This window comes from Shewanella sp. S23-S33, from assembly GCF_043359565.1.
In the GTDB taxonomy this organism is placed as follows: domain Bacteria; phylum Pseudomonadota; class Gammaproteobacteria; order Enterobacterales; family Shewanellaceae; genus Shewanella; species Shewanella oncorhynchi.
The window spans coordinates 162,816-176,048 of sequence record NZ_JBHFFD010000061.1 but is presented as its reverse complement, the minus strand read 5'-3'; the positions used below and the strand labels follow the sequence as shown (position 1 = coordinate 176,048).

Annotated in this window: 13 protein-coding genes; 6 read left to right on the top strand and 7 right to left on the bottom strand. The window is 44.5% G+C overall.

Annotation, left to right across the window (positions count from 1 at the left end):
* Positions 1-30: 30 nt before the first annotated feature.
* Together ACHA99_RS16720 and ACHA99_RS16715 are read left to right on the top strand one after the other, a co-directional pair.
* Complete coding sequence (locus ACHA99_RS16720; protein ID WP_393943959.1) at positions 31-180, top strand: hypothetical protein; 150 nt, start codon at positions 31-33, stop codon at positions 178-180.
* 62 nt (positions 181-242) lie between these two features.
* The gene (locus tag ACHA99_RS16715) at positions 243-590 is read left to right on the top strand and encodes a co-chaperone YbbN (protein ID WP_263200635.1); all 348 of its coding nucleotides are present in this window, start codon (positions 243-245) and stop codon (positions 588-590) included.
* A gap of 19 nt (positions 591-609) precedes the next feature.
* On the opposite strand, the gene ACHA99_RS16710 is transcribed toward ACHA99_RS16715, so the two are convergent.
* The 3 genes from ACHA99_RS16710 to ACHA99_RS16700 all read right to left on the bottom strand — a co-directional run bounded on the left by ACHA99_RS16710 (position 610) and on the right by ACHA99_RS16700 (position 3,464).
* The gene (locus ACHA99_RS16710) at positions 610-1,125 is read right to left on the bottom strand and encodes a NifB/NifX family molybdenum-iron cluster-binding protein (protein WP_263200636.1); all 516 of its coding nucleotides are present in this window, start codon (positions 1,123-1,125) and stop codon (positions 610-612) included.
* On the bottom strand, positions 1,122-1,418 hold the full coding sequence (locus ACHA99_RS16705; protein WP_012088215.1) for a DUF134 domain-containing protein: 297 nt from the start codon (positions 1,416-1,418) through the stop codon (positions 1,122-1,124). The genes ACHA99_RS16710 and ACHA99_RS16705 overlap by 4 nt, the downstream gene beginning before the upstream one ends.
* 531 nt (positions 1,419-1,949) lie before the next feature.
* Entirely contained in the window at positions 1,950-3,464 is a 1,515-nt protein-coding gene (locus ACHA99_RS16700; protein WP_393943956.1) for an ATP-binding cassette domain-containing protein, read from the bottom strand.
* Between the two features lie 327 nt (positions 3,465-3,791).
* Between ACHA99_RS16700 and ACHA99_RS16695 the strand changes: the two genes are divergently transcribed.
* Positions 3,792-4,043 (top strand): DUF2999 family protein, encoded by a 252-nt coding sequence (locus tag ACHA99_RS16695; protein WP_006083102.1) that lies wholly within the window; start codon positions 3,792-3,794, stop codon positions 4,041-4,043.
* 127 nt (positions 4,044-4,170) lie between these two features.
* Here the strand turns inward: ACHA99_RS16695 and ACHA99_RS16690 are convergent, their stop codons facing one another.
* Together ACHA99_RS16690 and ACHA99_RS16685 are read right to left on the bottom strand one after the other, a co-directional pair.
* Positions 4,171-4,557 (bottom strand): carboxymuconolactone decarboxylase family protein, encoded by a 387-nt coding sequence (locus ACHA99_RS16690; protein ID WP_198573438.1) that lies wholly within the window; start codon positions 4,555-4,557, stop codon positions 4,171-4,173.
* A 131-nt stretch (positions 4,558-4,688) separates the two neighbouring features.
* Positions 4,689-5,252, bottom strand: coding sequence for a hypothetical protein (locus tag ACHA99_RS16685; RefSeq protein WP_393943953.1), 564 nt, complete (start codon positions 5,250-5,252; stop codon positions 4,689-4,691).
* Positions 5,253-6,643: 1,391 nt separating this feature from the next.
* Between ACHA99_RS16685 and ACHA99_RS16680 the strand changes: the two genes are divergently transcribed.
* From ACHA99_RS16680 to ACHA99_RS16670, 3 genes are all read left to right on the top strand, one after another.
* Entirely contained in the window at positions 6,644-7,021 is a 378-nt protein-coding gene (locus tag ACHA99_RS16680) for a molecular chaperone DnaJ (protein WP_263204007.1), read from the top strand.
* Positions 7,022-7,041: 20 nt separating this feature from the next.
* Positions 7,042-7,848: an NYN domain-containing protein gene (locus tag ACHA99_RS16675; RefSeq protein WP_393943950.1), complete on the top strand. Its 807-nt coding sequence runs from the start codon at positions 7,042-7,044 to the stop codon at positions 7,846-7,848.
* Between the two features lie 117 nt (positions 7,849-7,965).
* Positions 7,966-10,560: an AAA family ATPase gene (locus ACHA99_RS16670; RefSeq protein ID WP_393943948.1), complete on the top strand. Its 2,595-nt coding sequence runs from the start codon at positions 7,966-7,968 to the stop codon at positions 10,558-10,560.
* Between the two features lie 510 nt (positions 10,561-11,070).
* Here the strand turns inward: ACHA99_RS16670 and groL are convergent.
* Both groL and ACHA99_RS16660 read right to left on the bottom strand, forming a co-directional pair.
* Entirely contained in the window at positions 11,071-12,708 is a 1,638-nt protein-coding gene (gene groL, locus ACHA99_RS16665) for a chaperonin GroEL (protein WP_263146635.1), read from the bottom strand.
* 57 nt (positions 12,709-12,765) lie between these two features.
* Positions 12,766-13,056 carry a co-chaperone GroES gene (locus tag ACHA99_RS16660; protein ID WP_006086113.1) on the bottom strand — a complete coding sequence of 97 codons (291 nt, stop codon included), beginning with the start codon at positions 13,054-13,056 and terminating at the stop codon, positions 12,766-12,768.
* Positions 13,057-13,233: the final 177 nt, after the last annotated feature.

The following is a 13,233-nucleotide window of genomic DNA, read 5'->3' as shown; positions in this document are numbered from 1 at the left end:
GGTAGCAGGTAGCAGGTAGCTAGTAGTGAAATGATAAATAATCTAAAACAATGGCGAGATAGCCTGACAGACATACAGCAAATCGGAGTGATTGCTGCCTGTATCGGGCTTCTCATGCTTGGCTTATTCTACCTTGGTCAATTTATCGGTAGTAGCGTGGTAAAAATGGGCTGGCTGTAACCCTAGAAATACGCAAACTAGCCCATGAATTCATACACATAACAACTTCCAAATGGCAACGTATGCACACCGACATCATCATGCACATTGATTCACCTGAGATGCTTGAGTCCATGTTAACTGAGCATGCGGCGGTGCTGTTGTTATTTGGCGCGCCGGACTGCGGTGTGTGCCAAACGCTCAAACCGAGAATTGCAGAGATGTTGGCGCAAGCGTTCCCGCTGATGCGGATGGCCTATATTGATTGCCAAGCCCAAGGTGAGATAGCGGCGAGCCGCAATGTATTTGCCTTGCCGGTGGTGGAATGTGTGTTTTATGGCAAAACCTTTGGACGGTTTTCCAAGGTGTTTTCGTTAGCGGATATTCGAGGGGCGCTTGCCCGCCCCTACGCTTTAACTGTGACGGAATAATCCAAATTAAACGATGATATTATTTGTTTACCAAGGGTCTAAACCCAGCGTAATGCACTGACTTATCGAGCTTAACCTGTGCTGCGGGCATGCCCATAAGACGTGTTGATCTAGGTGCTGCTTTAGCTTTACCGCTGCAACCACAGCCGTCACCTGTAGAATGACAACATCCGCCCTTGGCTGCATGTTTGAGTGAATCGCGGCCTTGGGATGCATCCGTCAATCTAAGATTAAGATCCGCCGTTTGTGCAAGTAAAGTCACCACTGTTTGACTCGCACTGCCTTTGCTCACACTAATCCCCGCATCGAGCAACTTTCCTAACATGCGCTCACCGATATTCTGCACAAGTACAATGTCGGTACCTTGTTGAATAATCAGCTCTAATAAGGCTTTTTTAGCACTACAGTCACCCTCAATTGCCGGGTTATCGACCAGCTTAATCAGCTGAAACTGTTCATTATAAAAGCCAATTTGTAGGGCTTTCGTAAAGTGACTGGCGAGGCGTTCGCGGCTCATCGGCATGGCAATAATCATGATAAATCCTTGTCTGTTTGGGTTGGCAGCCTCAAGGCTTGACCTTGAGTGATAGCCGTCGCCACCTTTTTGCGGGCATTGGCGAGAAGGTATCCAAAGGTTTGCCGAGAGATCCCCATCAAGGCCGCGGCTTCGATCTGGCTTAATCTTTTAACGTCACCCAGTTCGAGGGCCTCAAACTCATCGGCCTCTAATTGAATATGGGTTAATTTAACCGCAGGGATCCCATTAGGCTTAAATAGACTACAGGGCACACAGCTCGATAATTGACGGCATTTTTTAGGTCTTGGCATAAATGTTTTTATCTTTAAGTCGTCTTATATGTCTTGAAATCATGTTTTAGGTCTTAGTGCACATCTTTGGTACAACGAGTGACACTCGGGCTCATCTCGCTAAGGAAGTCCATAGCTCTGGATTCTCAAGCGTGATAACTGACTTGATGAATAAGTTCAGTGGATGAACCATAAAACTGTTACGAGTTTTTGGCCTAGGCCAGAAACTATTATTCGCGCCAACGACATTCAAAACTGTAAGACGGCTCACAGTTACCTATATCAAGCATGACTAATTAACAGAACTGCTGTCTGACGAATGGGGGATAAAACACTAGGGCGATACCCTCATTATCGATATGTGGTGTATCTCAGTTTTCACTGGAATACGAAAATCTTTCGCGCCACAGATATATTGCCATTGAGCGTGACTAACACACTTAATGGCTAGCGCCCTGTAAAGTCAATTTTAACCTGCGTTGGAGTGCCGAGGGATAATGACAAACTCTGCAAACAAATAAGCAGCCGTTAAGCTGCTGCGATAGGTGGCATTTACTGATTTAAACGGGTTAAATCCTCAGACTCACAGTAGTTCACCTGTACCGAATAGCCGTCATCTTGCTTGATAAAATCGACAAAGTTTCTAATCGCAGGTAAGGCATCTTCCCTATGGTGTGACACGTACAGCAATTGGCTCAGATGATGCTCGGCTATCATCTCCAGCGCCCGCATCACTAAGGTGCGATTGATGAAATCTAAGCCCTGATACGGCTCATCTAAAATCAGCAACAGTGGCTGTTTAATCAAGGCGCGACCTATCAGCAGTAACCGCTGCTGACCATAATCGAGCTTCTTAAAGCTTGTGCTCGCCAGCCCTGCCATGTGCAAAATCGCCAACCATTCCTTCGCCAAATCTAGCTGAGGCTTAGTGGGTTTATGGTACAGGCCAATAGAGTCAAAAAAGCCCGAAAGCAGCACATCTAATGCCGAGCAACTGACGCGATATTGCAAGTGCAGCGCCGACGATACTATGCCAATCCGTTGTTTAATCTGCCAAATACTCTCGCCGCTTCCGCGAGGTCGGCCAAAGAGTGTGATGTCATTGCTATAGCATTGGGGATGATCGCCTAAAATCAGCCCCAGCAAAGTGCTTTTACCGCAGCCATTTGGGCCACGAACTTGCCAATGTTGCCCTGCCTCGATGCGCCAATTCACGCCGCTGAAAATCAGCCCACTGACATATTCCACTCTGCCATTTTTAATCTCGACCAGAGGATCAAACGCCTCGGCGTTGTGCCTTTGCCGCTCCATTAAGGCCAAGAGTTCATCGCTACGTTGGGCGGATAACGCATTCAACTGCGCCATCACAGGATGATTGTGCCATTGCTCAATCGACATCGACGGGCTGAGTTTGTGTACACTCTGCCCCGATTTGAGCATCTCACCATTAAACAGCGCCACATGACTGATGCACGACGGCAATTCTTCTTGACGAGAGGTAATGATCAGCAACTGGCTATGCTCGGCCACTTCATTCAGCAGCTCAGATAAGCTCGCCTGATGTTCAGCATCGAGTCCAGCGTAAGGGTCATCTAAAATCAGCAATTGCGGTAACATTGCCAGTGCACGTGCCAGCATGACTCTGCGTGTTTCGCCCGTGGATAATTGCCGAAAACCGCGCAGGCGCAGCGGCTCAAGCCCAACCTTTTGTAATAATGCTGGGAGTTGCTTGGCATCTTGGCAGCATTCCAATACTAAGGATTCGACACTCGAACCGTAATCCAACTCGTCTTTTTCTAACTCGCGCTCCAGCAATGCTTGTTGCAACCCAAGTGACACCCAGCCGATACGTTGCGGCAAGCCAGCAATCGTCCCTTCATCGGGCAGAATATCACCCGTTAATATTCGCCCGAGCAAGGAACCACAATAGCTGTCGGTCGCGAAAATCGCCCAATGTTCTGCAGGATGCAGTTGCCACTCATCGACGACTAACACCTCATTATCACGCCCGTATCGTAACTGTTTAACCACAATACTTTTGTCTTGGTTCGCGACAACATCAAGCATAACCACAGTTCCTTTCCATTTTTAAGGGATGATAAAAGCCAGCGATTACCCAATCGCATTGCTCCATGATATCTAAGGCAATCATATCTAGAGCCACAATATCCAATGCAACGGCTCACGATGCACGACTGTCGCTCAGGTTTTTATCGGCAGATTTTGGGGAATACGTCACCAGAGTAAAGCTTATTGGGAATAAAATCTAATGCGCTTAATGGCATAGGCAAAGTGTGGCAAAATCCAATGGGTACGCATGTGTGAGGCAACCACTCTGGCAGAACTGTGATAAAATCGGCACCTGTTTAACTTTCATATCAACAAGGTAATGCAATGAATCCCATTATTGCCATCTTAAAAGAACACAACGTCAGTGACGCTAAAATCCAAGAACTGTTTCAAACATTAACCGAAAATCCATTAATGGCGATGGGCACGCTCGGTCAATTAGGCATCCCAGCCGAAAAATTACAACAACTGCTGGGACTAGTGATGCAGAAACCGGCCTTGATCAAAGAAGCCGTGCTTGAACTCGGTTTGGATTTCTCAAAAGTAGAAGCCGCAAAAGCCCAACTGCAAAAATAAGCGCAGACTGTTCAAGTTTGTAGCCATCATGCGCTAGGGGAATCCGCGTAACTCAGCTCCCCTAGCGAATGTTAAAAACACTAAACCTCACAGCCATTGACGCTCAAAATGATCAGTACCAAGTGAACTAACTGTTTTGCGCCTGCCACTCCTCAATCGCCTCTTTTGCCGCTCGAAAAGCTTCAATCCCCGCAGGCATACCGCAGTAAACGGTGCAATGCAGTAAGACTTCTTGGATCTCTTCAACCGAGCAGCCATTGTTTAGCGCGCCCCGCACATGGCCCTTTAACTCAGTCGGCGCCTTTAATGCCGCCAGCGTCGCTATGGTAATCAAACTGCGCGTTTGCCTTGAGATAGCATCACGCACCCAAACCTCACCCCAGCAATTGGCCGTAACTAAATCTTGCAGCGGCTGGGTAAAATCCGTCGCACTATTGAGCGCCTTATCCACATAGCTATCGCCCATAACAGCACGACGCACCTCAAGCCCCTTCTCGTATTGCTCTTCGTTCATCGATGCATCCTTTTTGTTATGTGATTAAGCTATGTGATTAAGCTATGTGATTAAGATCTGTAATTAGACTTATTGAACCGCCACCAACCAATCTGCCCTATATCCTTACCACCTATAACTGATAACTAACGTTAGATTGAGCGCACCCAAGAAACGAACTCTTCGGCGAGTCTGGGAGGGTTACAGGCCTCTGTCTGATCTGCGATCTCGTTATAGTACTCGAGCTCGTGAACTATGATGGGTACCGAACGACCAAAAACGCGACTAACGGTTAAGTTGGAATGGAGTGTAGAAGCGACAACGCATACTGCGGCAACAAATTGCTCGGTTATCTCCTGACCAAGCTCAAGGCAGCGCTCAAAATCGACATCTTCCTCCGCATCACTGTACCCGAGACCGAGATCGGCCACCCAGCGAGCTAAGATATCCGCAGTCTGAGAGTCAGAATCCCCAAAGACGAGGAGTTCGTTTTGAAGCCAGAAGGCATAGTTCCATTTTGCTTCGTCAGAGCTAGAAGCCTTTGGAATCGAGGCATGCCACTCATCGACTGTGTTATAGCCGACTGTCAGCGTAGGTAGACGGGGATCGTCATATTCGTTGTTGATATAGAAAGACAATGCATAGATCTGCTCCGCCTCAGCGGTTGGTATACTCGCGAGCGCTTCGGTAATAGCACTCTGAAGCGCGGTAATCATTGGGATATTCATACTGGGTTTCCTGCTCGTTTAATGCCGCATTTAGCGAATGAAAATAGTGCATTGTAATTGAGAATAAGAGCTTAACCCACTATTTTTGTTCAGCTTAAATGTCTGCCAATATATTAGTATTCAACCAATTTATCATTAGGATAGTCTCCAATCTATCACTCGTAAGACTGCCATTTTTATATGCCCCAATGGTCAAGTGATAGAAGCTTGGAATACTCAAAGATACCTATATTTTTCTTATAAATAACTCAGAAAGAAATGTGTCAGTCCTCGCTTTCGTTCTTATCAAAGATTGGCAGACTCTTTTACTGCTCGTTTGCGGCTTAACAGCCAAAGTAAATCAAGATCGTGGGGCTTCACCCCACACCCGACCAAGGAGGACTGCTCGTCCTATCAAAAACGTCCATGTTAAACTACCAGCTCGATATCCCTATCTCGCGCTCAAAACGGCCGTTGGCCTTCGCCCTTGGATTCTCCAAGACGCCCCTAGCGAAGTTACATGCATTAGTTACTGGTCTCATACTCCAATAAAAATTGCCTAACGGCTCAGATGGGACATCCCTGTCCCCCCGAGCCTGCGCCATCATCCATGATGTCGCCACGGCATTTTTATCTGCGTATTTCGACAACTTCGCAGGGGAAGGTGTATCTCTTTTATATTTGGTGTTGCTTGCGAGTCATGCAAAGCAAACAGAATTATACCCACCATCCCTTTTTTAAAATTTAACAATGGGTGGCCCATTAAATTTTCATGGATGTGAAAGAGCGGCCATGCCGTCAACGGTCACTTACATGCCAATGCTTAATCCAACCAACTCTCCAGTTATCTGTATGCCTTTTTACAAGCATACACTCTGCAAATTTAACAATGGATGGCTCGTTAGATTAACGTCTATCGCTTTGGTGTTGCGTGCTATTTGATAAAAAGATGCATATTCCGTCTTTGGTTTACTGGGCAACAACTCACTATTGTTGCGATTCACCATATGCTGTACGCTAGTTTAAATTTTTGATTGATAAACAACACTTAAGCAATTACTTAATCAATCAACGCTAGTCTGGTGTTAGCGAAAATCTCGCTAATAAAATATGGCGATATACAAATGAGTCAGGGAAGATCCGCTCTAGAAAAGCGAACAAGGCAAGGAAAAGCTTTCTATACCTCTCCTTAAAGATGCTCCCCCTCTGAACTAATTGTGATTCCGTTTAAGGTTTTACAAACCACAGACTGATAGCTTTATTATTGTTTTTATTAAAATTTATTGTCTGTATTTGCGGTCTGGTAGCAAGTGCCATGGGCGGTAGCGTGCTTCAATCCTAAGATAAAGCCACCATCACAGACCTGTCCCTAATACCCCAAAATTTATGAAGGAACATAAATGCAAGATGTCATGGTCAATCTTTATGATTGTAAACATTGTTCAGGAACAGGAACTTGTTCCAATGGAATCAATAACAGTTCATGTGAACGCTGCGCAAAACTAAACGAATTACCTATTTGGCGAAGAAGAAATCAATTTGGACTGATATGTGGTTCTTGCGGTGGAATTGGAAAAGCCGAACCTCTAACTGAACGAATTAATAAGAGGACTGCGCCAATCTTAGCAATCATGCTAGTGATGGTCTTACTCACAATCATCAGCCTAGCCGCCCTATTTGAAAACAAGTACTTCACCGAACTTCTTGCTTTTTCAAGTGCAATAATTGGCTCCATCTGCGGGTACTACTTCTCATCCTTAAAAACAGGTAAAGCATAACCACATTCGTTGGAGTTAAAATGCAGAATAAAGAAAAAATTGCGGTGTTCATTGATGCAGATAACGCGCCAGCCAAGAAGTTTGATGTGGTACTCGCTGAGCTTGCAAAACACGGATTAATCAGTATTCGAAAGGCTTATGGTAACTGGAAAAGCCCGAATCTAAAGCCTTGGGAAGATATCCTGCATGAATATGCCATTCAGCCTATTCAACAATTCGATTTAACCAAAGGTAAAAATGCCAGCGATATTGCTTTAGTTATTGATGCTATGGATATTCTTTACACTAAAGATATAGACATCATTTGCTTAATATCTTCGGATTGCGACTTTACTCCCCTTGTGACCAGAGCCTTAGCCGACGGTAAAACCGTTTTTGGTTTCGGAGAACGTAAAGCACCAGCCGCTTTTGTGAATAGCTGCTCTCGCTTCCTCTACCTCGACGCAGAACCTGTAGTTGTCGCAGAAGAAATTGAAGTGATATCAGAAGTCACTCAGCCGCCACCAACTACACCAGACTCAATTAGTAAAACCGAGCAAGCTCAGCCCAAAACCGCGACACCGCAAAAATGTAATTTAAAAAGTGACACCAAACTACTCAATATGTTGCGTCAAGCGATTGAAGCAACCGAAGAAGAAAATGGTTGGGCGCAACTCGGTCCAATAGGCGCTCATATATCTAACCACAGCTCTTTCGACCAAAGAAACTATGGTTTCAAAAAGCTTGTAGATCTATTCGCGGCTATAGATCTCTTCGAAATACGAAAACCGAATAAATCAATGGTTTTGGTCAGAGACATAAAGCGCGCAAAGAAAAGTGGGAAATAAATGGGCTGAGCGCAAAGGAAATACCGACGAAACAAGCCCTACATTTATTGAACCAAGTAACAACCATTAAAGACTGCTGCCGTTACCAAATTTAAGCTAATGAAATAGGATATCGTTATGTCACAAGTAGCAAAGGTCGTTGAATGGGTTAATCAGGATGGTAGACCGCTTTGGTGGCGTCACGCTATTCGCATAGCTTTAGGCCATGGAGAGATCAAACCTGAATTTGTTGATGTCTTATATAACCTTGCAAAAATGGAATTTGGACTCTTACTAAAAGATCAGATCTATACAGCAAATATATCACCAGTAAAAGTAATGGGGTTCGATGTTGAAGAACACTCTATAAATTTACTTTCCCTAGGTATGGTTCGGAACGTTTCATCTCTTGTACCAGGCCAAACCCTAAACTTCGCCCCTAATGGTTTAACAGTCGTCTATGGGGACAATGGTGCGGGTAAATCTAGTTATGCAAAAATCCTAAAAAGCGCGTGTCTAACTCGTGGCGATGTCCCTAATATCCTGACGAATATTTTCAAGCCATCGACTGAAAATCCTCAAGCCACACTGTGTTTTAGCTCAGCAGGTGGAGAGCCGATCCCTTATATATGGGAAAAGGATGGAGAGGATAGCCCAGAGTTAAAGTCCATTCGTATTTTCGATTCGAAGTCAGCAGTACATTATATTTCCAAAGAAGATCGCGTTGAGTACAAACCAGCAGAACTCAAGTTACTTGATGAACTAGTAAGTGTTTGTCTTGAAGTGAAAAGAAGACTTTTAGATGAACAGAAACATCATTCAGCACCGCACCCAATATTTGGATATAACCCATCGACTAAAGTAAATGCGTTTTTACAATCACTAAATAATTTGCCGATTGCAGAATCAACTACAACTTTAGACTCCCACTGTGCAACAGATGAAGAAATAGCTCAAATAGAACCCTTGAAGCTAGAGATCTTCGAGTTAACAGGCAAGACACCAGATCAATTGAAAAAGGAGCTAGCAGGGAAGTACGGTCATCGAGAACCACTATATAAATTTATTAATAATTTGGTATCTCAGCTTAGTGACGGTAGCTTGAGCGAAATAGGACGATTGTATGATGAACAGAAATCCAAAGTCGCAGCAGCTGAAGCCATAAGACAAACGACTCTTACAGGTTTACCTATTGGGGGAATTGGTACCGAGGTTTGGAAACAGATGTGGAGGCATGTTGAAGGCTTTATAACTAGTCAAAATGGTGCCTTCCCTCCTGCTACAGGTGAGAATTGCCCGACTTGTTTGCAGGCTATAGATACTGCAACAGCTGAGCGTATGAAGGCGTTCCACAAGTACATACAAGATCACTCTCAAGTTGAAGCTCAGAAAGCAACCCAAGCATATCAAGCTCGAATAAATTTTATTGAAAACCTGTCTTTCGATTTATCGCCTTTTTCTGGAATTCTAACTGAAATTGAAGCCGTTAAACCTGAGGTTATGAATGCTTTAGGTGAACTAATGGGACAATTAATCAATCGCAAACAAGCTGTCCTAGCAACCAATCCATGCTTTATCCATCCATCATTAATCCTTAGTGTTCCAAACTGGCTGAAAGCTCAGTTGGACTCTCTCAAAGCTAAGATTGAAAGTGTGGCTGATGATGGATCTTTAGCTAAGTCACTCGCAGAAATGAATTCAAGACTATTGGAGTTAGTAGATCGGCAAACAATACACCAACAGAAGCAATTAGTCTTAAATGAAATCAACAGACTGCATACTTTTCAGATTTTTCAAAATGCTCTAGGTAGTGTTGTACTTACGAAAATAACTTCATTTACATCAGTGTTGAGTAATGCAGGTGCAATTGGTCAGTTAAAAGGTGTGTTTGAAAGCGAGTTATCTGCACTAGGTTTTAAAGCTTTTTCTGTCGAAACTAAGACTCGTGGTTCGGCAGGGGAACAGAAATTGAAGCTAGCTATTTCGAATATTGCCTCTACACAAATCTCAGATATTGCCAGTGAAGGTGAGCAAAAATGTATTGCTTTGGCAGGCTTTATGTCCGAGTTAACAATTGATAGTCGTAAGTCAGCAATTATCTTTGATGACCCAGTAAACTCACTAGATCACAAGTGGCGTAGGTTGTTTGCAAAACGAATAGCCAAGGAATCCCTACACCGTCAAGTGATTGTGCTAACTCACGATTTACCATTTTTAGTCATGTTGAGGGAAGCTGCACCAGAGACTTCGTTTAACTTAGTGCATATTGCTCAAAAAGGCTCCTATTCTGGTTTCCCTGTAGGTCGTTTACCATGGGATGCAATGTCCACAAAAGACCGGATAAAGTTCCTACGCCAACAAGTTGTTGATGTAAGAAAATACTGCAAAGATTTTGAGAACTTCATAGAGGAAGAATATAAAGAGAAAGCAAGGTACGTCTATGGGAAGCTGCGAACCACTTTAGAGCGACTCATTGAGGAATGGTTGATTGGTGATATTGTCCAACGATTCAGTAGGGATGTTCGAGTAACAATGATCGCTAAGCTACTAAAAGTAAGCGAGCCAGAAATAGTTTTTATTACAGCCCTCTATGACAAGTGTTGTGGTTTCCTAGATGCCCATGATAACCCAGCTAATGCTGGTGTAGTTCCTATGCCTGACATTGATGAACTAAATCAAGACATCGAAGATTTGGCGGTATTTTTTGAGGAAGTAAAGAATAACAGAAAGTAGCCTTGAACAAACGAAGATAGGACAGGCATAACTCTTTTGAGATTAACAGCCGATACCGAGACTACAGAAGTTCACGCTCCCCTGCGAAGTTGCTGAAGGGCGTTGGAATAAATTGCGTGAGTCCGGACATGGATGTCCGGCTAGCTTCCGTAGGTACAGGGACGTTGCCTTCGGAAGCGATAGCTATTTATCCATAAGACCAAGGCTAGTCATCAATGCATATAACTTCGCTAGGGGCGTCTTGGAGAATCCAAGGAGGATAGGACGAGCAGTCCTCCTTGGTCGGGTGTGGGGTGAAGCCCCACGACTTTGATTTAACTCTTGTTCCAGCTTGGATTCACAAATCCAAAACCAATCTAAACCGCAGCACAAAATTCAAAAGAGATAACCAATCACTCTGGCGCAGTAAGCGCGAAAAACAAAACCCCAATTCGGTATCCCGAATTGGGGTTTTGTTTCGGTCTCAGAGAGACCAAGACAACCACCTTGGTCAATCTGCGGCGAGGCAGATTACATCATGCCACCCATTCCGCCCATCCCCCCCATACCGCCCATATCTTGGCTAGCATTTTGTGGAATTTCAGCAACCATAGCTTCTGTAGTGATCATCAGACCTGCGATTGATGCCGCAAATTGCAATGCACAACGGGTCACTTTAGTTGGGTCAAGGATACCCATTTCTAACATGTCACCGTAAGTGTCATTACCGGCGTTATAACCGAAGTTACCGCTGCCGTTCTTCACAGTGTTAGCAACAACTGACGCTTCTTCACCCGCGTTAGTGGCGATTTGACGCAGTGGCGCTTCCATTGCACGCAGTGCGATAACCACACCGTGTTTTTGGTCTTCGTTTAATACTTCAACGTCAGCGATCTTAGAAGCTACGCGAACCAGAGCAACACCGCCGCCAGGAACCACGCCTTCTTCTACCGCAGCGCGAGTTGCATGCAGAGCATCTTCAACGCGGGCTTTTTTCTCTTTCATTTCAACTTCAGTCGCTGCGCCAACTTTGATGACTGCTACACCGCCAGCTAGTTTAGCCATACGCTCTTGCAGTTTTTCTTTGTCGTAGTCTGAAGTTGATTCTTCAACTTGTTGTTTGATTTGGCTTACACGAGCAGCAATTTGTGTTTGCTCACCGTTACCATCGATGATGGTGGTGTTGTCTTTGGTGATCACAACACGCTTAGCTGTACCTAAATCTTCTAGGGTTGCTTTTTCAAGCTCTAGGCCGATTTCTTCAGCAATTACAGTACCGCCAGTCAGAATTGCTACGTCTTGCAGCATTGCCTTACGACGATCACCAAAGCCAGGTGCTTTAACAGCAGCCACTTTCACGATACCGCGCATGTTGTTCACAACTAATGTTGCTAATGCTTCGCCTTCAACGTCTTCAGCAACGATAAGCAATGGCTTACCGGTTTTTGCCAGACCTTCAAGGATAGGTAACAGTTCACGAATGTTAGAGATTTTCTTGTCTACTAACAGTACGAATGGGTGATCTAATTCAACACTGCCCGTTTCTGGCTTGTTGATGAAGTATGGAGATAGGTAGCCACGGTCAAACTGCATACCTTCTACTACGTCCAATTCGTTTTCTAACGCTTGGCCTTCTTCAACTGTGATCACGCCTTCTTTGCCGACTTTTTCCATCGCAGTTGCGATGATTTCGCCGATAGATTCGTCAGAGTTTGCAGAGATAGTCGCAACTTGTGCAATCGCTTTTGAATCTGCACAAGGTTGTGATAAGGCTTTTAATTCAGCAACAGCTGCGATAACGGCTTTGTCGATACCGCGCTTCAGATCCATTGGGTTCATACCGGCTGCAACGGCTTTTAAGCCTTCAACTACAATGGCTTGAGCCAGTACAGTTGCAGTCGTAGTACCATCACCGGCGGCGTCGTTGGCTTTAGAAGCAACTTCTTTCACCATTTGCGCGCCCATGTTTTCGAATTTGTCTTCTAACTCGATTTCTTTGGCAACAGAAACACCGTCTTTAGTGATCAGTGGTGAGCCGAAGCTCTTGTCTAATACCACGTTACGGCCTTTAGGGCCTAAGGTCACTTTAACTGCGTTTGCGAGAATGTTTACGCCAGCCAGCATTCTTACGCGAGCGTCATTACCAAATACAACTTCTTTAGCTGCCATCTTGATTATCCTTTAAATTTTTAATGATTAATTGGAATGTCGAATTGATGCTGAGGATTAACCCACTACTGCCATCAGGTCAGCTTCCGACAGGATCAAGACTTCTTGACCGTCGATTTTTTCTTTCTTAACGCCGTAACCTTCGTTGAAGATCACCACGTCACCCACTTTGACATCCAGTGGCTTAACTGTGCCATTTTCTAAAATACGGCCATTGCCCACAGCAAGGATTTCACCGCGAGTTGATTTTTCAGCGGCGCTACCGGTCAGTACTATGCCACCCGCTGATGTTGATTCAACTTCTAGACGCTTAACGATTACGCGGTCATGTAATGGACGAATATTCATCTATGAACTCTCCTAATGATTTGATGCCCTACAATCGAGCCTATTTGTGATTAAAAAAACAGACACCTTAGTCTGCTCTTTTGCTGTCTGAGATATGGGGCTGACAGTGTCGAGATCCAAGGGCATTTACAAAAAAAACTTCAATTTTTTGATGTCGGTTTTTTCAAGTCCGCACAA

What these genes read in the sequence shown, in the direction of transcription:
- ACHA99_RS16720 (WP_393943959.1), top strand. Translation starts at nt 31, where the DNA reads ATGATAAATAATCTAAAACAATGGCGAGATAGCCTGACAGACATACAG.
- ACHA99_RS16715 (WP_263200635.1), top strand. Translation starts at nt 243, where the DNA reads ATGCACACCGACATCATCATGCACATTGATTCACCTGAGATGCTTGAG.
- ACHA99_RS16710 (WP_263200636.1), bottom strand. Translation starts at nt 1,125, where the DNA reads ATGATTATTGCCATGCCGATGAGCCGCGAACGCCTCGCCAGTCACTTT.
- ACHA99_RS16705 (WP_012088215.1), bottom strand. Translation starts at nt 1,418, where the DNA reads ATGCCAAGACCTAAAAAATGCCGTCAATTATCGAGCTGTGTGCCCTGT.
- ACHA99_RS16700 (WP_393943956.1), bottom strand. Translation starts at nt 3,464, where the DNA reads ATGCTTGATGTTGTCGCGAACCAAGACAAAAGTATTGTGGTTAAACAG.
- ACHA99_RS16695 (WP_006083102.1), top strand. Translation starts at nt 3,792, where the DNA reads ATGAATCCCATTATTGCCATCTTAAAAGAACACAACGTCAGTGACGCT.
- ACHA99_RS16690 (WP_198573438.1), bottom strand. Translation starts at nt 4,557, where the DNA reads ATGAACGAAGAGCAATACGAGAAGGGGCTTGAGGTGCGTCGTGCTGTT.
- ACHA99_RS16685 (WP_393943953.1), bottom strand. Translation starts at nt 5,252, where the DNA reads ATGATTACCGCGCTTCAGAGTGCTATTACCGAAGCGCTCGCGAGTATA.
- ACHA99_RS16680 (WP_263204007.1), top strand. Translation starts at nt 6,644, where the DNA reads ATGCAAGATGTCATGGTCAATCTTTATGATTGTAAACATTGTTCAGGA.
- ACHA99_RS16675 (WP_393943950.1), top strand. Translation starts at nt 7,042, where the DNA reads ATGCAGAATAAAGAAAAAATTGCGGTGTTCATTGATGCAGATAACGCG.
- ACHA99_RS16670 (WP_393943948.1), top strand. Translation starts at nt 7,966, where the DNA reads ATGTCACAAGTAGCAAAGGTCGTTGAATGGGTTAATCAGGATGGTAGA.
- groL (WP_263146635.1), bottom strand. Translation starts at nt 12,708, where the DNA reads ATGGCAGCTAAAGAAGTTGTATTTGGTAATGACGCTCGCGTAAGAATG.
- ACHA99_RS16660 (WP_006086113.1), bottom strand. Translation starts at nt 13,056, where the DNA reads ATGAATATTCGTCCATTACATGACCGCGTAATCGTTAAGCGTCTAGAA.